The organism is Prescottella sp. R16 (assembly GCF_030656875.1).
Lineage (GTDB): Bacteria > Actinomycetota > Actinomycetes > Mycobacteriales > Mycobacteriaceae > Prescottella.
The window spans coordinates 3,224,211-3,245,032 of the sequence record NZ_CP130943.1 but is presented as its reverse complement, the minus strand read 5'-3'; the positions used below and the strand labels follow the sequence as shown (position 1 = coordinate 3,245,032).

The 20,822-nt window shown below is 71.9% G+C and carries 17 protein-coding genes; 12 read left to right on the top strand and 5 right to left on the bottom strand.

The annotated features are described in order from the left end of the window. Positions 1-2: 2 nt before the first annotated feature. From nirD to Q5696_RS15180, 3 genes are read left to right on the top strand one after another with little or no spacing between them, the layout of a single operon-like run. The gene (gene nirD / locus Q5696_RS15190; protein ID WP_305092140.1) at positions 3-416 is read left to right on the top strand and encodes a nitrite reductase small subunit NirD; all 414 of its coding nucleotides are present in this window, start codon (positions 3-5) and stop codon (positions 414-416) included. Next, positions 413-1,567, top strand: coding sequence for a uroporphyrinogen-III synthase (locus Q5696_RS15185; RefSeq protein WP_305092139.1), 1,155 nt, complete (start codon positions 413-415; stop codon positions 1,565-1,567). Before nirD ends, Q5696_RS15185 begins: the two co-directional genes overlap by 4 nt. After that, on the top strand, positions 1,564-2,292 hold the full coding sequence (locus Q5696_RS15180) for a sirohydrochlorin chelatase (RefSeq protein WP_305092138.1): 729 nt from the start codon (positions 1,564-1,566) through the stop codon (positions 2,290-2,292). Before Q5696_RS15185 ends, Q5696_RS15180 begins: the two co-directional genes overlap by 4 nt. Here Q5696_RS15180 and Q5696_RS15175 read toward each other — a convergent pair. Further along, the gene (locus Q5696_RS15175; RefSeq protein WP_305092137.1) at positions 2,246-3,046 is read right to left on the bottom strand and encodes an acyl-CoA thioesterase domain-containing protein; all 801 of its coding nucleotides are present in this window, start codon (positions 3,044-3,046) and stop codon (positions 2,246-2,248) included. The genes Q5696_RS15180 and Q5696_RS15175 overlap by 47 nt on opposite strands. Before the next feature lie 158 nt (positions 3,047-3,204). Here Q5696_RS15175 and Q5696_RS15170 point away from each other — a divergent pair, with 158 nt between their 5' ends. From Q5696_RS15170 to Q5696_RS15160, 3 genes are all read left to right on the top strand, one after another. Next, positions 3,205-4,173, top strand: coding sequence for a R2-like ligand-binding oxidase (locus Q5696_RS15170; RefSeq protein ID WP_305092136.1), 969 nt, complete (start codon positions 3,205-3,207; stop codon positions 4,171-4,173). A gap of 67 nt (positions 4,174-4,240) precedes the next feature. After that, positions 4,241-5,278, top strand: a complete 1,038-nt coding sequence (locus Q5696_RS15165) for a hypothetical protein (protein ID WP_305092135.1) — start codon at positions 4,241-4,243, stop codon at positions 5,276-5,278. Positions 5,279-5,368: 90 nt separating this feature from the next. Then, on the top strand, positions 5,369-5,722 hold the full coding sequence (locus Q5696_RS15160) for a PLD nuclease N-terminal domain-containing protein (RefSeq protein ID WP_305092134.1): 354 nt from the start codon (positions 5,369-5,371) through the stop codon (positions 5,720-5,722). 6 nt (positions 5,723-5,728) lie between these two features. On the opposite strand, the gene Q5696_RS15155 is transcribed toward Q5696_RS15160, so the two are convergent. The 3 genes from Q5696_RS15155 to Q5696_RS15145 are packed head-to-tail and all read right to left on the bottom strand — an operon-like array spanning position 5,729 to position 8,610. Continuing rightward, positions 5,729-7,483, bottom strand: a complete 1,755-nt coding sequence (locus tag Q5696_RS15155) for an NTP transferase domain-containing protein (protein ID WP_305092133.1) — start codon at positions 7,481-7,483, stop codon at positions 5,729-5,731. A 36-nt stretch (positions 7,484-7,519) separates the two neighbouring features. Further along, entirely contained in the window at positions 7,520-7,816 is a 297-nt protein-coding gene (locus Q5696_RS15150; protein WP_305092132.1) for an MGMT family protein, read from the bottom strand. 8 nt (positions 7,817-7,824) lie between these two features. Continuing rightward, the gene (locus tag Q5696_RS15145) at positions 7,825-8,610 is read right to left on the bottom strand and encodes an alpha/beta fold hydrolase (RefSeq protein WP_370654801.1); all 786 of its coding nucleotides are present in this window, start codon (positions 8,608-8,610) and stop codon (positions 7,825-7,827) included. Between the two features lie 47 nt (positions 8,611-8,657). Between Q5696_RS15145 and Q5696_RS15140 the strand changes: the two genes are divergently transcribed. The 4 genes from Q5696_RS15140 (at position 8,658) to nudC (ending at position 17,415) form a co-directional block, all read left to right on the top strand. Beyond that, the gene (locus Q5696_RS15140) at positions 8,658-11,984 is read left to right on the top strand and encodes an ATP-dependent helicase (RefSeq protein WP_305092130.1); all 3,327 of its coding nucleotides are present in this window, start codon (positions 8,658-8,660) and stop codon (positions 11,982-11,984) included. Then, entirely contained in the window at positions 11,981-15,355 is a 3,375-nt protein-coding gene (locus Q5696_RS15135) for an ATP-dependent helicase (RefSeq protein WP_305092129.1), read from the top strand. The genes Q5696_RS15140 and Q5696_RS15135 overlap by 4 nt, the downstream gene beginning before the upstream one ends. Before the next feature lie 67 nt (positions 15,356-15,422). After that, positions 15,423-16,490 carry a potassium channel family protein gene (locus tag Q5696_RS15130; protein WP_305092128.1) on the top strand — a complete coding sequence of 356 codons (1,068 nt, stop codon included), beginning with the start codon at positions 15,423-15,425 and terminating at the stop codon, positions 16,488-16,490. 10 nt (positions 16,491-16,500) lie between these two features. Continuing rightward, positions 16,501-17,415, top strand: coding sequence for an NAD(+) diphosphatase (nudC, locus tag Q5696_RS15125; protein ID WP_305092127.1), 915 nt, complete (start codon positions 16,501-16,503; stop codon positions 17,413-17,415). Here the strand turns inward: nudC and Q5696_RS15120 are convergent, their stop codons facing one another. Next, entirely contained in the window at positions 17,416-17,640 is a 225-nt protein-coding gene (locus tag Q5696_RS15120; protein ID WP_370654940.1) for a mycoredoxin, read from the bottom strand. A 131-nt stretch (positions 17,641-17,771) separates the two neighbouring features. Here Q5696_RS15120 and Q5696_RS15115 point away from each other — a divergent pair, with 131 nt between their 5' ends. Together Q5696_RS15115 and Q5696_RS15110 are read left to right on the top strand one after the other, a co-directional pair. Next, positions 17,772-19,904 (top strand): ATP-dependent DNA helicase UvrD2, encoded by a 2,133-nt coding sequence (locus tag Q5696_RS15115; protein WP_305092125.1) that lies wholly within the window; start codon positions 17,772-17,774, stop codon positions 19,902-19,904. A 596-nt stretch (positions 19,905-20,500) separates the two neighbouring features. Beyond that, positions 20,501-20,800, top strand: coding sequence for a WhiB family transcriptional regulator (locus Q5696_RS15110; RefSeq protein ID WP_370654939.1), 300 nt, complete (start codon positions 20,501-20,503; stop codon positions 20,798-20,800). The last annotated feature ends 22 nt before the right edge of the window (positions 20,801-20,822 follow it).

The window sequence follows — 20,822 nt, the reverse complement described above, 5'->3', positions numbered from 1 at the left end:
TGATGACCATTCTCGAGATCACGACCGTGACGACCGACGACGCCCCGGAGGGCCGGAGTGCCTGGACGTCCGCATGCCCGCTGAGCAGCCTCGTCCCCGGATGCGGTGTGGCGGTGCTGCTGCGGGGCGGCGAGCAGGTGGCGTTGTTCCGGCTCGACGACGGATCGTTGCGGGCCGTCGGCAACATCGACCCGTTCGCGCGGGCCGCGGTGATCTCCCGCGGCCTGGTCGGGGACCGTGGCGGCGAACCGACCGTCGCGTCACCACTGCTCAAGCAGGTGTTCTCGCTCGTCGACGGACGTTGCCTCGACGACGAATCGGTGCGCCTGCCGGTGTACGACGTCCGGGTGTGGGCCGGTGTGGTGCAGGTGCACAGTCGCACGTTCGCCGGCACGGGGCGCGGGGGCCGCGGGTGACGGGATCGGAACTGCTGGGGTTCACCGTCGCGGTGACGGCGGCGCGGCGGGCGGAGGAGTTCGCGACGCTGCTCGAACGGCGCGGCGCCACCGTGCTGCACGCACCGGCGATCCGTATCGTTCCGCTCGCCGACGACACCGGCCTGGCCCGCGCCACCGACGAGGTGATCGCGAACCCGCCCGACATCACGGTCGCGATGACCGCCGTCGGATTCCGTGGCTGGATCGGTGCGGCGGAAGGACGGGGACGCGCCGAGCAGTTGCTCGGGGTGCTCGGCGCGAGCCGGATCGTCGCCCGCGGCCCCAAGGCGAAGGGGGCGGTGCGGGCCGCGGATCTGCGGGAGGACTGGGCTCCGCAGTCGGAGTCGTCACCGGAAATGCTCGACCGTCTCCTCGCCGAAGGCGTTTCGGGACTGCGTATCGCGGTGCAACTACACGGAGAGACGACGCGGTGGGAACCGACCCCGGACGTGGTCGCGGTCCTGCGGGCCGCCGGCGCCGACGTCGTGCCGGTCCCGGTGTACCGGTGGACACGACCCGACGACCCCGCCGCGCTCGACCAGGTGATCGCGGGCGTCCGATCGGGAGGGTTGGACGCGGTCGCGTTCACGAGTGCACCAGCGGTGGCGTCGATGCTGGAGCGCGCCGACGAGACCGGTGTGCTCGACGACCTGCTGGCCGGATTCGGTGGGCGGGCCGCGGCCGTGTGCGTGGGGGCGGTGACGGCTGCACCGTTGACGGCCCTCGGCGTACCGACCACGATGCCCGCTCGGTCCCGGCTGGGGGCGTTGGCCCGGCACATCGCGGACGAGTTGCCGCGGCGGGCGGTGCCGATCCGGGCCGGGGAACACGAGCTGAGCGTGCGCGGCACCTGCGTCGTCGTCGACGGCGCCGTGAAATCGCTCTCGCCCGCCACCATGGCACTGCTGAACCGGCTCGTCGAACAGCCGGGCATGGTGGTGACCCGTGCGGACCTGCTGGCGGCACTGCCCGGCGGCAGCGACGACCCGCACGCCGTGGAGACCGCGATCGCCCGGCTGCGCAGCGCACTCGGAGCCCCCGCCGCCGTGCAGACCGTCGTCAAACGCGGGTACCGGCTGGCGATCGCCCCCGACGACTACGACCGGCTGCTCGCGGTCGGTGCCCGATGACCGGGCCGGCGGTGTCCCCGGCTCCGGTGCTCGTCGCGCACGGCACCCGCAGCCGGGCCGGCGTCGACACCGTGGCGGCCCTCGCGGACGCGGTCGCCGCCCGGGTGGGCGCGGTACGGACCGCGTTCGTCGACGTGCTGGGTCCGTCGCCCGCCGAAGTGCTGTCGGATCTCACCGGGCCCGCGGTGCTGGTGCCGGCATTCCTGGCGTCCGGCTACCACGTACACACCGATGTGCCGCGCGAGGTGGCGGCGTCCGGGCACCGGCGGGTGACGGTCACCCGCGCGCTCGGTCCGGACCCGGCCCTCGCCCGGATCCTCGAGTACCGGCTACGCGAATCCGGATGGTACCCCGGAGATTCCGTAGTACTGGCAGCGGCGGGATCGTCGGATCCACGAGCCCGACACGATGTGCGACGGGCCGCCGCGATGCTGGCGGCGCGGGTGCGCCGCGATGTCCCGGTCGGCTACATCGCGACCGGGTCACCGACCGTCGCCGATGCCGTGCAGACGCTGCGGGCCGCGGGGGAGGAGCGGGTGTTCGTCGCGTCGTACCTGTTGGCGCCCGGCCACTTCCACACCCGACTCGCCGACGCCGGGGCCGACGGGATCGCTGCCCCGCTCGGTGCGCACGACGCGATCGCCGACCTCGTGGCGCAGCGGTACCGGCGTGCCGCGATCAGTTCGAGAACCCCACCTGCCGCTCGGCGTTCGACAGTGCCGTGACGATGCACGTACCGATCGGACCGCTCCGGTCGAACATGGTGGTGGAGCCGACGGCGACACCGTCGACGCTGATGTGGTTGTCGGCTTCGAGCCCGATCTCCGGTCCGTCCGGGAGCCGGGACAGGGCGAGGGTGAGATCGGCGTTGATGTAGCCGACACCGGCGCTGCCCCAGTTGGTCATGAGACTCGTGGTCTCGCCGACCGTCGCGGCCCGCACGAACGGCGACGGTTCCTCCCCGGCGACGACGGGAACCTGATACTGCCACAACCGTTTCCGGGTCGACCCCTGATGGTCGACGAGGGACGGCGACCATCCGTCGGGGTGTCCGTCGCTGCCGATCCACGGATGCGACGGCCCCTGCAACGGCTGCAACAGCGACAGGGGCGGCGGCTGCGGGACGTCCGGGCGCGTCCACGTCTGCCCGGGCGGTCGGACGCCGCGGCGCAGGAACACCACCGATGCCCGGGCCACGGTCTCCCCGTCCTGCACCACCTCGGCGTCCGCCAACCGGATCCGGTTACCCTCCCGCACACTGCGAGTCGCCACGTGCAACCGTCGTGCGCGGGCCGGCCGGAACAGGTCGACCGTCAATCGGGCAGGAACGAAATCCTCGGCGCCGTGCGCGTTCTCGATCGCCCGCGCCAGGACGCCGGTGATCGCCGGCCCGTTGATCATGTCCGGTGACCACTTGCTGATACCCAACTCGAGCGGCACGAACCCGTCGCCGTCGTGGCGCAGGAAACCGATCTCCATCCGAACAAACCCCCTCGTCTGATTGGTCACCGGAACATATGGCATCGGCGGAACCCACGGCATGCACATCGATGTGCAAGAAGTGCTCCCGTCGAGGCCGTTCACGCACTACCGTGGAAGACAGGTGTGGGTACCGACGTGAAAGTGGGTGGCTTCGAATGACCGCGACCTCGGTCGACCGTGAAGGTTTCAGTTCGCTGCGTGCGGGTGGCCTCAACTGGGACGCCTTCCCGCTACGCCTGTTCGTGAAGGGCAACGCGAAGTTCTGGAATCCGGTGGACATCGACTTCACGCAGGACGCCATCGACTGGCAGGGCCTGGGCGACGAGGAACGGCGCAGCTCCACCTACCTGTGCGCGCAGTTCATCGCCGGTGAAGAAGCCGTCACCGAGGACATCCAGCCGTTCATGAAGGCGATGGCCACCGAGGGCCGCTTCGGTGACGAGATGTACCTGACGCAGTTCTGTTTCGAGGAGGCCAAGCACGTCCAGGTGTTCCGCCGGTGGATGGACACGGTCGGCCTCGACGGCGACCTGCACCCGTTCGTCGCGGAGAACCCGCACTACCGCACCCTCTTCTACGAGGAGCTGCCGCGGTCGCTGCGCATCCTGGAATCGGATCCGAGTCCCGCCAACCAGATTCGCGCGTCGGTCACCTACAACCACGTCATCGAGGGCAGCCTCGCCCTCACCGGCTACTACGCGTGGCAGCGGGTGTGCACCGAACGGGGAATCCTGCCCGGCATGCAGGAGCTCGTCCGCCGTATCGGCGACGACGAACGCCGTCACATGGCGTGGGGCACGTTCACGTGCCGCCGGCACGTCGCCGCCGACGACAGCCTGTGGGACGTTGTCACCCAGCGGATGGGCGAGTTGCTGCCGCACGCCCTGAACATGATCCAGTGGGTCAACGACCAGTTCGAGGAACCACCGTTCGGTATCGAACCGCAGGACTACCTCGACTACGCCGCCGATCGAGCGCAGCGCCGACTCGGCGCCATCGAATCCGCGCGGGGTCGGCCCGTCGAGGAAATCGACCTCGACTACTCGCCGGAAACCCTCGAGGACACGTTCGGTGCGGAGGACGCGGCCGCGCTCGCGGAGGTCGCCGCCGACCGCCCGGTGTGACCTGCATCTCCCTCCCGCGCTCCGTCTCAGAGAGTGCTTAATCCGCGTTGCTACCCTTCGCGGACCTATGAGCGCACACGACATCCCCCGCCGCCGACCGTCCGCTCGGCAGATCCTCGCCCTGTTCGTCGTCGCCGCCGTCGCGGTGACCGGCGTCGTCCTGTGGCTCGTCCTCGGCAAGGACGATGCCGCGCCCGCCGCCGACCAGCAGGCCACCGAGCAGTCCGCCGGGGACGACGACGCGGCCGCGCTCGCGAAGGCCCGCAGCAACCTGTCACAGGCCAGCCTGCCGCTGTCACTCCTCGGCGGCGGCGTCGACCAGCTCGTCGACGGCGGCCGCCAGCTCGACGACGGCGCCAACCAGCTCTCCGCCGGCATCGGTCAGGCCCGCGACGGCGCCCAGCAACTGTCCGACGGGCTGACCGCGCTCAGCGGTGGTGTCGGACTTCTCGGTGACGGTGCCGGTCAGGTCAGCGGCGGCGTCGACCAGGTCGTCGACCGGCTCGAGAGCTTCGGTGGCATGCAGGCCGACGTGACCGCGTCGCTCCGCCAGGTCGCCGGCACCCTCGCGATCTCCCCGGACCCGGTGTCGCAGGGGGCGGTCGCACGTCTCACCGGACTCGCCGACCGTCTCGACGCGGAAGGACTCGGCCCCGAGACCCTCAACCAGCTCGCCACCCTCAAGGACGGCGCCCGCCAGTTGTCGTTCGAACTCAACGACCCGTCCGCACAGTTCGTCAGTGGCGTCAACCAGATCGCCGACGGCGCCGACCAGCTCACCGAGGGCCTCGGACTCCTCGACGACGGCGGTAAAGCCCTCGCCGCGGGAACAGGTCAGCTCGTCGACGGCACCGGCCCCATCTCGGGCGTCGTCGACGGCCTGTCGTCGAGCGTCAGCGCCGCCTCGAAGGCGCTGCCCTCGGGTAAGCCGGCCACCCCGGACGACACCACCGACACACAGGCCGCGTCGGCCACGGACTCGTCGGGACGTCCCGCCTGGGTGTACGCCGTCGCGGGTGGCGGTGCGGCCCTCGTCGGCGCTCTCGTCTGGGGTGCGTTCGCGCTCGGGCGCCGAGCGTCCGACCAGGGGGCTGTCGCCGAATAGTTGCACTACCTACCTCCCGGTTGGTTCCATCTACGGGCGCCCGGCATCGGTCGGTGTGCTTCGGGAGGAAACAGGGGAGGGCCGGCAGCCGTGCCGTATCTGGGTTTGATCGTGATGATCGTGTGGGTCGTCTGTCTGGTGGATGTGATCCTCGCGGAGGAACACGCCGTGCGGAACCTGCCCAAGGTGGCGTGGGTGTTCGTGGTGCTGTTCGTGCCGCTGCTCGGGTCGCTGCTGTGGCTCGTCGCCGGCCGGCCCGACGGCGGATACCCCGGCCCGCGCCGGCCCGCAGCACGGTCGACGTTCCCCGAATACGATCGGCCCGGACGGCACGTCGCGCAGCAGTCCACGGACGACGAGGAATTCCTGCGCCGCTGCCGCGAACGCGCCGAGGAACAGCGGCGCATCGCCCGCGAGCAGAAGCGGAACCAGGCCGAGGGCTGACGCGAATCAGCGTGGCAGCGTGACCAGTTCGACGACCTGACCGTCGACCGCATCCGAGGGGATCAGGGCGAGAGCGTCCCGGCCGATCAGCCCCGCCAGGTGCGCGGTGCGCACGACGGTGTCCGCGCGCCACGTCCCGTCCGCCAGACGTGTGACGGGCACGATCCGGGTCACCGGTGCCGCCGCCTCGGACGCGTTCGCCACCACACCCACGACGGGAACGGCCGGAGTTCCGGCGGTGAGCGCGTCGACGATCGCGGGCAGCATCACCAGCAGTGTCGCCACCGCCGCCAACGGATTCCCCGGGAGCCCCAACACGATTCGCCCGTCCGGCAGCATCGCCGTCACCTGCGAGCCGCCCGGCCGGCACCGGACCCGGCCGACGACGATCCGGGCGCCCGCCCGTGTCAGCGCCGCCCGCAACTGGTCCGCGGCACCCCCGCCGGTCGCCCCCACCACGACGATCACGTCGGCGGTGTTCGCGTCCCGCAGCAGGACGTCGAAGCCGTCCACGGTGTCCGGCACGTGGGTGTCGGCGGCGACCCGAACCCTGCAGTGCCGCAGGATCTCCGGCAGGATCGGGCCGATCGAGTCCCGCGTCTGGCCCTCGGCGAGCGGGCCGTCGCGGCGGATCTCGTCCCCGGTCAGGGCGACATGCGCCCGGACCGGGCCGCGCACCGCGATCTCGGTCACCTCCCCGCTGGCCGCCGCCGACACCACCGCCGGGGACACCGCCGTCCCGGCCTCCGCGAGATGATGACCGGGCTGCCAGTCCTCGCCGCGCCGCCGGGTGTCGTCGCGCGACGGAGCGTCGGGGCGCCGACGAAGTGTCTCGGAATCCGGTGTCGCGTCGACGAACTCGTCGCGGATCACCGCCGTCGATCCCGGTGGGACGTGGGCGCCCGTCGCGATCCGCACCGCCTCGTCCGTGGCCAGGTGGACGTCCGACGACGCACCGGCGCGGCGGACCTCGGGACGCAGCCGCCACGGGCCCGGCCCGGCCACCGCGTAGCCGTCCATCGCGGACGTGTCGACGCGCGGCAGGGCGTCCGCGGCGACGAGTGGGGCAGCGAGGGCGGCGCCGAGCGCATCGGCTATCGGAAGATCGTGTATCGGAAGGGGTTTCACCGACCTTCGGACCGCGTCACGGGCCGCATCCACCTCCATCGGTTCCGGAACATGAGCGGCGCGAGCGCGGTCGACGTCCTCGGGGGTGTCGCAGTCGGTGACCCCGAGGGCCGGGACGGTCACGACAGCGTCGGGGACGAGCGCCTTGACCGGCTGATTCTCGTGACGGCGGAGCGCCCCGAGCTGCGCGGCCAGCGCAGGTTGCCGCCAGACACCCAGGAGATACTGGGTGCGGCCCGCCTCGTCCACCGCGAACACGGCGTCGGCGTCCGGGCGGGCGACGAGCGCCGCGACCAGATCGTCCACGATGCGGCTGTCGAGGGTCGGCAGATCGGCCGCGACGGTCACGACGAGATGGTCCTCGGACTGCCGGAGGACGTGCATCCCGGCCGCGAGCGCGGCGACCGGACCCGACCCGGCCGGGTCCTCCCGGGTCTGCCGGACATGTTCGGGCAGCTCGGGGCGGTGCGGTCCGACGACCACGACGTGCGTGCAGCCGGCAACCGCAGCCAGCACCGTGTCCAGCATGCGCCGCCCGCCGACCGTCAGCGCCGGCTTGTCGGCACCACCCATGCGCTGCGCGCGCCCACCCGCCAGAACGATCGCATCGACAGGGGGACCGAAAGTACGCATCGCCCCATCGTGCCGTATCGGGCCGAGGCCCGGTGGTCAGAACCGGTGCCGGGCCCGGGCCAGGTCGACGCGGTCGCCGCGGATCGGGACGCCCTCGAGTTCGAGTTTCGCGAGCTGCCGGTGTTGCAGGTGCGGAGCGGGCCGGCCCGACGCGCCGATCACTCGATGCCAGGGCAGGTCGGCGGCGTCGGTGCGCATGATCCAGCCCACGGTCCGCGGCGACGACAGCCCCGCGGCCTCGGCGATGTCCCCGTACGTGGCGACCCGGCCGGCCGGGACCGAGGCGACGAGTTCCCGGACCCGTTCGATCTGCTCGTCGGTGGTGGCGGCCACGTGACCGCCTACAGGAGCTTGCGGACGAACGCCGCGACATCGTCGGGGACGGCGTGCGGCACCATGTGGTCGCAGTCGAGGTCGGCGATCGTCAGATCCGGGCCCAGATGCTCGGACAGTGCGGCCCGGAACACCGGCGTCACGTACGGCGGCTGCACCCGCAGCGCCTGCACCAGCACCGTCGGCATCCCCGTCGGCGGCAGCACGAACCCGCGCGCCATCTCACCCCACGACGCCACGACCGCCGGAATCGACATGCGCCAGCCGACACGCCCGTTCGGCAGGGCGATCAGGTGTTCGGCGATGTCGGCGTCGAGGGCCTCCGTCGGGACGTCGCCCCACGACCCGTGCGCCTTCTCCGCTCGCGCCTCCGCGGCATCGGTGTAGTCGGGGTACTCGGCCACCAGCCCGGCGATCCGGCCCGACAGCTCCGGCTCGAGACCGATCGCCGGATCGAGCAGCACCAGCCCGCGGACCCGCTCCGGTGCGGTGCGCGCGAGATGCACGGCGACCGCACCACCGAACGAATGCGCCACCACCACGACCGGGCCCGTCGCATGCTCGTCGAGCACCCGCAGCAGGTCGTCGACGTGTGTGTCGAACCCCCACGGCGGCGTCCACGGGGACCGGCCGTGCCCGCGCAGATCGGGGGCGATGATGCGGGCGTCGCGCAGCTGATCGGTGCCGAGCGCCTCCCACCGCCGGCCGTGCCCGGTGAGCCCGTGCAGGGCGAGGACCTCCGGTCCCCCGGGAGTGCCGAACAGGTGGGTGTGCAGACCGCGCATGCCGTCCATGATGCCGGACGCACGCGATGTCGGACCCGTCTGGTGAGATGCCAGGCATGACCGAGACGGGGGCATCCAGCAGGACGACGGTTCCGTCGGCGCGGCTCGTCGGCCGGGTCGCGGCACCGGCCGTGTCCCGCACGTGGCCGGCCGGTCCGGCGCGGGTCCTCGCCGGCGCCCCACCCGGGCGCGACTGGCATCCGTGGCAGATCCTCGGCGGCCCCGGCACCGGGAAGACGTCGCTGCTCGTCGACGCCGCCGTCGCCCGCATCCTCGCCGGTACCGACCCCGAATCGGTACTCGTGCTGACCCAGTCGCGGCGGGCGTCCACCGCGATCCGCGCACAGATCACGGAGGGCCTGCTGGCTGCCGCGGACCCGGCGTCGGACGAGCGTCCGTGGGCGACGCGGGAACCGCTCGTCCGCACCGTCCACTCGTACGCGTTCGCGGTGCTGCGCCTGCAGGCCGCCACCCACGGTAACCCGCCGCCACGGCTCATCACCGGTGCCGAACAGGACACGGTGCTGCGGGAACTGCTGCGCGGCGACATCGAGGACGGCGCCGAGTACTGGCCGCCGCGACTGCGCCCCGCCCTCGGCACCACCGGGTTCGCGGTGGAACTGCGCAACCTCATGCTCCGAGCGGCCGAACGCGGACTCGGGCCGGAAGACCTGATCGACCTCGGGGAGCGCCACAACCGCCCGGAATGGGTGGCGGCCGGTCGCTTCGCCACCACCTACGAGCAGGGCATGCTGCTGCGCGGCTCGGTCGGTGTCGAGGCACCCGAGGCCACCGCACCGGCCCTCGACGCCGCCGAGCTGATCAGTGCGGCACTCACCGCGCTGGCCACCGATTCCGGCCTGTTGCAGCGGGAACGCCACCGGATCCGGCACCTGCTCGTCGACGACGCCCAGCACCTCGACCCGCAGGCCGCGCAACTGGTGCGGCTGATCGGCACCGGCACCGACACCACCGCCGTCGCAGGAGACCCGGACCAGTCGATCTTCGCGTTCCGCGGCGCCGACCCCCGCTTCCTCACCGATCTCGCGGAGAAGGACAGCCCGGCGCAGGTGCTCCTCGACACCGGCTACCGGTCGGCACCCGATGTGGCGGCCGTCGCCGCGAAGATCGCGTCGCTGCTGCCCGGCCGGCCGCCGCACCGCGGGCTCGCCGCCCCGGTCACCGACGACGGCGCACCCGGCCGGGTCGCGGTGCGGGTGGTGACCACCCCCGCCAAGGAGGCCGCCCTGATCGCCGACACCCTGCGCCGCGCGCACCTGATCGACGGCGTGCCGTGGTCGCAGATGGCGATCGTCGCGCGGTCGGTGCCGCGGGTGCTGCCGCCCCTGCGCCGCGCACTGCTCGCCGCCGGGGTGCCCGTCACCACCGCCGCGAGCGAACTGCCGCTGGCCCGCCGGCACGGCGTCGCCGGGCTGCTCGCGGTCCTGCAGGCACTGTCGGGCGGCGAGTTCACCGGAGAGGACGCGCTCGCGTTGCTGTCGGGGCCTGTCGGCGGCGCCGAACCGGTGAGCCTGCGCCGGCTGCGCCGCGGCCTGCGCCGCGTCGAACTGGCGTCCGGCGGCGACCGGGACTCCGCCGAACTGCTGCGCGCGATCATCGTCGACGGACCCGACGCGGACGGCCTCGCGCACCTGCTGCCGGGCCTCACCGACGTCGAATCCCTGTCGCTGCGCCGGGTCCTGAAGGTGCTGCGCCGGGCCCGGATCCCACTGGACCGCGGCCGCGGGATCGAAGAGGTGCTGTGGGCGGCGTGGCAGGCGACGGGCCTCGAGAAACGCTGGGCCGCGGCATCCGCGTTCGGCGGGCCGATCGGCGCCCAGGCCGACCGCGACCTGGACGCGGTCGTCGCGCTGTTCGACCAGGCCGCCGACTACGTCGACCGGCTGCCCCGCGCCCAACTGGCCGGTTTCGTCGACTACCTCGTCTCACAGGAGATCCCCGGCAGCCCGCGGGCCCGGACGGTCGCCCCGCAGGACACGGTCACGATCCTCAGCGCGCACTCGGCCGCGGGACGACAGTGGCAGGTCGTCGCGGTCGCCGGCGTGCAGGAAGGACTGTGGCCGAGTCTCGGCGCGCGTGGCACCCTGCTGGGAGTCGAGGCGCTGATCGACCTCACCAGCGGTGCGGCGGAACCGGATCCGGCGTCGCCGACCGCGTACCTGTCCCGGACGGCCCCACTGCTCGCGGAGGAACGGAGACTGTTCCACGTGGCGTGCAGCCGGGCCCGGTCGTCGCTGCTGATCACCGCCGTCGACGCGGCGGGCAGCGACGAGGAACTGATGCCGTCCCGGTTCGTCGACGAACTGCTCGGTACCGACAACGGCGCCGACGACGATACGGAAGACACTGCACTGCAACCGGATCCGCGGGTACTGGCCATGCCGACACTGGTCGCCGAACTGCGCAGCGTCGTGTGCGATCCGGGTATCGCGGCAACCGACCCGGACCGGCAGCGCCGGGCCGCCCACCAGCTCGCCCGACTGGCCGACGCCGGTGTCCGTGGCGCCCACCCGGACAGCTGGTACGGCCTCGCGGACCCGAGTTCGTCCGAACCGTTGTGGGAGACGGCGGACGGCCCGGTGCCGATGTCGCCGTCGACGATCGAACTGATCACCAACTGCCCGCTGCGCTGGATGCTCGAACGGCACGGCGGCAGCGACGGCGACAACACCCACGCGATCGCCGGCACCCTCGTGCACACACTGGTGCAGGCCCTCGCCGGGAACATCCCGCCGGACCGGGTGAACCACGCCCTCGAAACCGCGTGGGACGCCGTCGACCTCGGCTCGGACTGGTATGCGCGACGCGAACTCGAACGCACCCGCGGCATGCTCGACGCATTCGCGAACTGGCTGCGCCGCAGCCGCTCCGAACTCACCGAGATCGGGGTCGAGGTGACCGTCGACGGCCTCCTCGAACCCCGCGACGAGAACGACCCGCCGGTGCGCATCAAGGGCCGTATCGACCGGCTCGAACGTGACGCCGAGGGCCGTCCGGTGATCATCGACGTCAAGACCGCACGGAACGCCGTCACCAAGGACCAGGCGCAGCAGCACGCGCAGCTCGCCGCCTACCAGGTGGCGGCCGCGCACGGGCTCGTCGACGGGCAGCCCGCCACCGAACCGGGCGGGGCGCGGCTCGTGTTCGTCGCAAGACCGCACAACAAGGACGGGGCGACGCAACGTGAGCAACTCGCCCTCGACGACGAGGGACTGGACCTGTGGGAGACGACGATCCACGCGGCCGCGGCCGCGACACAGGGCCCGACGTTCGCCGCCCGGATCAACGACAGCTGCCGGCACTGCCCGGTGCTGTCGAGCTGCCCGGCACACGACGAGGGACGGCAGGTGACGTCCCGATGAGCGCACCCCGGTCACGTCCCGTCGTCGGCTCGGTGACACTGGCGCGTGCACTCGGGCAGCATCCGCCGACCCCCGAACAGGCCGCGGTCATCGAGGCCCCGATGGCTCCGACGCTCGTCGTGGCCGGTGCCGGTGCCGGCAAGACCGAGACGATGGCGGCGCGGGTCGTGTGGCTCGTCGCGAACGGCATCGTCGAGCCGGAACAGGTCCTCGGCCTCACGTTCACCCGCAAGGCCGCGCAGCAGCTGACGAAACGGATCCGGCAGCGGCTCCGGACGCTGGCCGGATCCCCGCTGGTCGACGACCTGGATCCGAGCGGCGGCCTGCGGTCCCGGATCCTCTCCAGCGACGCCGAGGTGAGCACGTACCACGCGTACGCCGGACGACTCCTCACCGAACACGGACTGCTGCTGCCCATCGAACCGTCCGCGACCCTGCTGTCGGAGACCGAACTGTGGCAGCTCGCGTTCCGCGTCGTCAGTGCCTGGGACGGCGACCTGGACACCGACCGCAGCCCGGCGTCGCTCACCGAGTCGGTGCTGGCGCTGGCCGGTCAGCTCGCCGAACACCTCGTCGACCCCGACGATCTGCGGTCCGCGCACGTCGAGTTCGAGAAGCTCGTCCACACCCTGCCGCCGGGCCCCCGGCAGAAGGCCGACCCGCCCAAGAAACTTCTCGACATCGTCGCGGCGCAGCACGAACGACTCGACCTGCTGCCGCTCGTGCAGCGGCTCACCGACACCCTGCACCGCGAAGGTGCCCTCGACTACGGCAGCCAGATGTCGCTCGCGGCACGCGTCGCGTCCGAACATCCGGAGGTGGGACGCAGTGAGCGGCAACGGTTCCGGGTGGTGCTGCTCGACGAATACCAGGACACCGGGCATTCGCAGCGGGTGCTGCTGTCGTCGCTGTTCGGCGGCGACAGCGCGGGTGCCGGGCTCGCGGTGACCGCGGTCGGCGATCCGATGCAGTCGATCTACGGGTGGCGTGGTGCGTCGGCTGCGAACCTGCCGCGGTTCGCCACCGATTTCCCGCTGGCCGACGGCCGGCCCGCCCCGACCCTCGAACTGCTCACCAGCTGGCGCAACCCCCCCGAGGCGCTGGTGCTGGCGAACCTGGTGGCCGATCCGCTCCGCGACCGGGGCGTGGAGGTCGGCACGCTGGCGCCGCGCCCCGACCCCGAGCCCGGCGACGTGCGTCTCGCCCTGCTCGACACCGTCGCCGCCGAACGCGCCTGGGTGGCCGACCGGATCGCCGAACAGTACGAGACGAGACGCGGCGAGGACGGAAAACCGCCCACCGCAGCGGTTCTCGTGCGACGCAACGCCGACGCCGCCCCCATCGCCGAGGAGTTGCGATCCCGCGGCCTGCCCGTCGAAGTGGTCGGTCTCGGCGGCCTGCTGCACACCCCGGAGGTCGCCGACGTGGTCGCGATGCTGCGCCTGGTCGCCGACCCGATGGCCGGCAGCGCCGCGGTCCGGGTGCTCACCGGCGCCCGCTGGCAGATCGGTGCCGCCGACCTGCGGGCCCTGTGGCAGCGGGCCGGTGAACTCGGCATCCGCTCCGGGTACGGCACCGCCGGGGCGGTCACCGACCCGGCGGCCCTCGACGAGGCCCTCGGCAGTGCGCTGCCCGGTGAGCACGCCGAGCAGGCCGGCCTGGCCGACGCCCTCCACGATCCCGGCCCCGCCCACCGCTATTCGGAATCCGGGTACGTCCGGATCCACGCGCTCGCGGCGGAACTCGCCTCGCTGCGCGAACGGCTCGGTCAACCGCTCACCGAGCTCGTCTTCGAGGTCGAACGGGTCATCGGCATCGGCATCGAGGCGCAGGCGCGGACCGTCGCGTCCGATGTCGGGGTCGCCGGACGCGAGCACCTCGACGCGTTCGCCGACGTCGTCTCCGGGTACGCGAGCCGGCCGTCGGCGACACTGACGGGTCTGCTGGCGTTCCTGTCGGCGGCCGAGCACATCGAGAACGGGCTGGCCCCCGGCGAAGTCGACGTCGCCGAGGATCGGGTGCAGGTCCTCACCGTGCATTCCGCGAAGGGCCTCGAATGGGACGTGGTCGCGATCCCGCACCTGACGGCGGGGGTGTTCCCGTCCACACAGGCGTCGGCGACATGGCTGGGGTCGACGTCCGAACTGCCGCCGTCCCTGCGTGGCGACCGCGCCTGGCCCGGTGAGCAGGCCGACGGCGTCCCCGTGCTCGACGTCGGGACCGTGTGCGACCGCAAGGACCTCGAGAACGCGATCGACGTGCACAAGGATGCGCTCGGCGCCCGCCGCCTCGACGAGGACCGACGCCTGTTCTACGTCGCACTCACCCGCACCGAACGGGCCCTGTTCGCCTCCGGGCACCACTGGACCGAGTCGGCGCCGACGCCGAAGGGGCCGTCCCCGTTCCTGACCGAACTGCACGAGCTGGTCGAGACGTGGGACGGTCCGCCGCTCGGTGTGATCGACGAGTGGGCGCCCGCCCCCGAACCCGGCACCGAGAACCCCCTGACCGCGGAACCGCGCGAGGAGACCTGGCCGCGGGACCCGCTGGGGCAGCGGCGCGCCGACGTCGTGCACGGCGCGGAGCTGGTGCGGGAGGCGCTCGCGGCACTGGGCGCGGACACCGGGGACGCCGCCGACGGCGAGCCGGAGGACGACGACCCCGACAACTGGGCCACCGACGTGGACGCGCTGCTGGCCGAACGGCATTCACGGAAATCGACCCTGGAGGTGGAGCTGCCGGGGCAGATGTCGGTGAGCCAGCTCGTGGACCTGGCCGCCGACCCGGACGCGCTGGCGGCACGGCTGCGGCGGCCCCTGCCGTACCCGCCGAACCCGTTGGCGCGCCGCGGCACCGCGTTCCACGCGTGGGTGGAGCAGCGGTTCGGGGCCACCCGGCTGCTCGACTTCGACGAGCTGCCCGGCGCCGCCGACACCGACGTGCGCGCCGACCCGGAACTGACACTGCTGCAGGACGCGTTCCTGCGGTCCCCATGGGCGGACCGGAACCCGGTGGAGGTGGAGGTGCCGTTCGAGACGTCGGTGGCGGGCACGGTGCTGCGCGGCCGGATCGACGCGGTGTTCGCCGACCCGGACGGCGGCTGGACCGTCATCGACTGGAAGACCGGTGCCGAACCGTCCGCCGAGAACGAGCGGGCGGTGGTGATGCAGCTGGCGGCCTACCGGTTGGCGTGGGCGGAACTCGTGGCAGCCCGGCAGACACAGCTCACGGGACGCCCGGCGGCGCCGCGACTCGACCGGGTGCGTGCCGCGTTCCACTACGTGCGGACCGGACGCACCATCGCGCCCGCGGATCTGCCGGACGGAGATCGGCTGGCGGCACTCGTCCGGGGTGCGGGTGTCGTTCCGTGAAATCCGGATTCACGGTTAGGCTGCGAGCCGATGTTCGGTAGCGAGACGAAAAGACAGGGACGAGTGGATGCCCGGTAGGTTGAGTGCGCGGTTCCGGAATTCGGACACGCTGACGGATCGCCCGGACTTCGCGCTCGTCGGCGTCCTCAAGGTTCCCGAACTGCAGACCAGTCCGGCACGGGCCATCCTGCGACGGGTGTCGTACGCGATCGCGGCCCTCGCCCTGGCCGTGGTGGTCGTGTACATCGACCGGGACGGCTACAAGGATGCGCAGGACAACCCGCTGTCGCTGCTGGACTGCATCTATTACGCGACGGTGTCGCTGTCGACCACCGGCTACGGCGACGTCACCCCGATCACCCCGGAAGCACGGTTGATCAACGTCCTGGTCATCACACCGCTCCGCATCTTCTTCCTCATCGTCCTGGTCGGTACGACACTCTCGGCACTCACCGAGAGTTCCCGGCAGGCATTCAAGATCCAGCGCTGGAGGCACCGCGTGCGCAACCACACCGTCGTCGTCGGATTCGGCACCAAGGGCCGCACCGCCATCGACGCCATGCTCGGCGACGGCATCAGCCCGTCGGACATCGTCGTCGTCGACACCGACTCCAATGTGCTCGAGACCGCGGCGAGCCTGGGCCTGGTCACCGTGCACGGGTCGGCCACCAAATCCGATGTGCTGCGCCTGGCCGGTGTGCAGAACGCGGCCTCGATCATCGTCGCCGCGAACCGCGACGACACCGCCGTCCTGGTGACGCTCACCGCCCGAGAGATCGCGCCGAACGCCAAGATCGCGGCCGCGATCCGAGAGACCGACAACGCGCACCTGCTGCGACAGTCCGGCGCCGACTCCGTCGTCGTCTCCTCCGACACCGCGGGCCGGCTCCTCGGTATCGCCCGCACCACACCGAGCGTCGTGGAGATGATCGAGGACCTGCTCACACCGGAGGCCGGGTTCGCGATCGCCGAACGCGAGGTCGAACCGGAGGAGGTCGGCGGATCGCCGCGGCACCTGGCGGACATCGTGCTCGGTGTCGTCCGCGACGGCCGGCTGTTGCGGGTCGGCTCCCCGGAGGTCGACGCCGTCGAAGCCGACGATCTGCTGCTCTACATCCGACGCGTCGGCAACTGAGCCGCCGGCCATGACCGATTTCGTGCTGACCGACCTGCCCCTGCTGTCCCGCGCCGCCCTCGACCGGGCCGAACATCTGCGCCCCGACACCGACGCGTTGCGCGCCGGGTGGCCGGACGCGGTGCTGTTGCGGGTCAACGGCCGCGGTCAGGTCCGGATCACCGACGGCGACCTGGTACTCGAACCGGCGACGGAGCTGGGCGACACACCGGTGCCGGGGGCGGTGTTCCTGGGGGTGCGCGGACCGCTGCACGTGTGGGCGGTGCGGGTTCCGGCACTGACCGGCGAACTCGGGGACCTGCGGATGATCGGGCACCGGCTGGACGAGGCGAGCGCCGGCCTGCTGACGACGGCCGTCGCGCTGCTGAACTGGCACGACCACGCCGGGTTCAGTGCCCTGGACGGTGCCCCCACCGAACCGACGATGTCCGGGTGGTCCCGGATCTCCTCGAGCACCGGGCACGAGGAGTTCCCGCGCACCGATCCGGCGATCATCTGCCTCGTCCACGACGGCGGCGACCGGGTCCTGTTGGCGCGGCAGCCGTCGTGGCCGCCGCGGATGTTCTCGGTACTCGCCGGGTTCGTCGAGGCCGGGGAATCACTCGAGGCGTGCGTGGCCCGGGAGATCCGGGAGGAAGTCGGAGTCGACGTCACCGACATCCGCTACCTGGGCAGTCAGCCGTGGCCGTTCCCGCGGTCGGTGATGCTGGGGTTCGCGGCGGTCGGCGACCCCGCCGCCGCACTGGAGTTCGCGGACGGCGAGATCGCCGAGGCCCACTGGTTCACCCGCGATCAGGTGCGGGCGGCGCTCGACGCCGGCGACTGGGCGTCGGGGACGCGGGAGTCGTCGGACGCCGAACTGCTGCTGCCCGGCTCGATCTCGATCGCGCGGATCATGGTCGAGTCCTGGGCGAGCGCCGGCTGACTATCGGCCGAGGGCCTGCTTGACCTGGGAGAGGGTCGGGTTGGTGGCGGTGCTGCCGTCGGCGTACTTCACGGTCGGAACGACGTGGTTGCCGCCGTTGACGCTGCCGACGAAGTCCGCGGCCGCCGGATCGTCCTCGATGTCGACCACGACATAGGTGATGCCGTTCTCGTCGAGCTGCTTCTTGAGGCGTCGGCAGTAGCCGCACCAGGTGGTCGAGTACATGGTCAGGGCGGGAGCTTCGGTAGTCACGCGCCTAATAACACCACGACCGGGCTGTGATGTTCCCATCGATGTTCCCATCGCGGTCGAACGCGACCGGGCGGCTGTCGGTGGCGCCTGACAGGATGGACCGCATGTCAGGTGGGCAGGACGAGGGACTGGATCCGGAACAGTCGGCGGCGGTGCTCGCACCCCGCGGACCGGTGTGTGTGCTCGCGGGCGCCGGAACCGGCAAGACCCGCACCATCACCCGGCGCATCGCGCACCTCGTCGCGAACGGCCACGTGTCGGCGGGACAGGTGCTGGCGGTCACGTTCACCGCCCGCGCGGCGGGGGAGATGCGGGGCCGGTTGCGTGCGCTGGGGATCGGTGGGGGCGGACCGCAGGTGCAGGCCCGCACGTTCCACTCCGCGTCGATGCGTCAACTCAAGTACTTCTGGCCGCAGGTCGTCGGGGACATCGAGTGGCGGCTGCTCGACCGCAAGTTCCCGCTCGTCGGTCAGGCCGCGAGCCGGGTCGGACTGCCGACCGCCACCGACAGCATCCGGGACCTCGCGAGCGAGATCGAATGGGCCAAGGGCTCCCTCGTGGCGCCCGAGGACTATCCGGCCGTCGCGGCCCGCACCCGCCGCGACGTCCCGGCGGACGCGGAGAAGGTCGCTGCCGTCTACGCCGCCTACGAGCAGGCGAAGAACAGTGCGGACGGCATGCTCCTCGACTTCGACGACCTGCTGCTGCACACCGCGGCGTCCCTCGAGAACCATCCGGCGGTCGCCGAGGAGTTCCGGGACCGCTACCGCTGCTTCGTCGTCGACGAATACCAGGACGTGACGCCGCTGCAGCAGCGGGTCCTCGACGCGTGGCTCGGGGACCGCGACGACCTCACCGTCGTCGGCGACGCCAACCAGACCATCTACTCGTTCACCGGTGCCACCCCGAAATATCTGCTCGACTTCTCACGGCGCTTCCCGGACGCCTCCGTCGTCCGGCTCGAACGCGACTACCGGTCGACGCCCGAGGTGGTGTCGCTCGCCAACCGGGTCATCGGGGCCGCTCGCGGCCGCATCGCCGGCACCCGCCTGAAACTGATCGGGCAGCGCCCGTCCGGCCCCGAACCGACGTTCGCCGAGTACGACGACGAACCGGCCGAGGCGAAGGCCGTCGCGAAACAGATCCGGGCACTGATCGACCGTGGCGTCGACCCCGCCGAGATCGCGGTCCTGTACCGCATCAACGCCCAGTCCGAGGTGCACGAGCAGGCGCTCACCGAGGCCGGTATCCCGTACCAGGTGCGCGGCGGCGAGGGCTTCTTCACCCGGCAGGAGGTGCGGCAGGCGATCACCGCGCTGCGCAGCGCCGCCGCCCGCGACGACCTCCCCGACGGTGCCGACACCGGCGAGAACCTGGTGACGCTCGTGCGGGCCGTCCTGGCGCCGCTCGGCCTCGGCGACGAGGAACCGGCCGGCACCCAGGCCCGGGAACGGTGGGCCTCGCTGACCGCGCTCGTCGCGCTCACCGAGGAACTGCTGGGCCACGACCAGTACCTGACGCTCGGCGGGCTGCTCGCCGAACTCGCCGCCCGCTCCGAGGCCCGGCATCCCCCCGTCGTGCAGGGTGTGACGCTCGCGTCGCTGCACGCCGCGAAGGGCCTCGAATGGGACGCGGTGTTCCTCGTCGGGCTCACCGAGGGCACGCTGCCCATCGCGCACGTGCTCGGCGACTCCACCTCGCCCGGCGACGAGGCCGGGATCGAGGAGGAGCGACGCCTCCTCTACGTCGGTGTCACCCGGGCCCGCGAACACCTCGCCCTGTCGTGGGCGCTGGCCCGCAACGAGGGCGGACGCAAGTCGCGGCGCCGCTCCCGGTTCCTGCACGGCCTGATCCCCGACGATTCCCCGGCGTCGAAAATTGCGGAGCCGCAACGGTCGACGCGGAAACGTGCCCGGTGCCGGGTGTGCGGGAAACCGCTCATGGACGCCCCCTCGACCACCCTCGGTCGCTGCCGGGACTGCCCGTCGGACCTCGACGCCGGACTGTTCGAGGCGCTCAAGGAATGGCGCCGGGACAAGGCCCGCGAGGCGAAGGTTCCCGCCTACGTGGTGTTCACCGACAACACGCTGCAGGCCATCGCCGAACAACAGCCCCGGGACGAGCGGGCCCTGACCGGGATCTCCGGGATCGGTGCGAAGAAGCTCGAACAGTACGGTGCCGAGGTCCTGGCAGTTGTGCGGGGGGAGCGGACGGCGGCGACTCTCGACCTGCCGTGAGCTGCCGTCGTGCGTATCCGGCACGCGGCCGGGCGACGGATGCGGCTGTGCGGCGGAGAAACCGCAGGTAGAAAATAACTTGTGCGGTCCGATCAGGTCCCATAACCTGGATCGCATGCCACGGGGAAACTCGTGTGCGGTAGCCGGCCCGGCCGGCATGTCCTGTCGACGACGAGATGAAAGGGAGGTGGCAACGATGAACGACTGGAACGCGACTGTGGTGAACGCAGCAGCGGCACGTGCATCGGTGCCCGCATTCGCATGCGCCCTCCCCGCGGCCCACACGGCCGCCGCGAGCGTCGCAGCAGCAGCACCGTACGCACTCCGTCCGCGCGCAGCAGCAGTCATTGCAGCAGCAGCCCGCGAATCCGTGGCCAGGAGCCGCCACCGAACCGTCGTTCGGTAGACACTCCGCCCGTCCTCCCCAGGCCACGGATCGCACCCAGCGAACCGTGGCCTTCGTGTTTCGAGCGTTCACCGCTCCCGGCCACCATCCGCGGTTCGTGAAACCCACGACAGCCGGCACCCGCCGAGAACGAAACAGAGGAGAAGACGTGTCTACCGTGACATGCCGAGTACAGAACGTGAACCACACCGTGTCCAACGGGCTGGGAGCCGTCCGCTCGGCACGCCGGGAACTGCCCTGCCGCACCGGGAACAACCCCGACCTGTGGTTCGCCGACACCCCCGCCGACCTCGAACGCGCCAAGCAGCTGTGCGCGGGCTGCCCGATCCGGACCCGGTGCCTCACCGCAGCCCTCGACCGTGCGGAACCGTGGGGAGTGTGGGGCGGCGAGATCCTCGAACAGGGCGCCGTCATCGCCCGCAAGAGGCCCCGCGGCCGGCCCCGGAAACATCCCGTGCCACAGGAGGACCCGGCCCTGGTGTGTGCCTGACAGCACCCGCTGTGGCCGAATG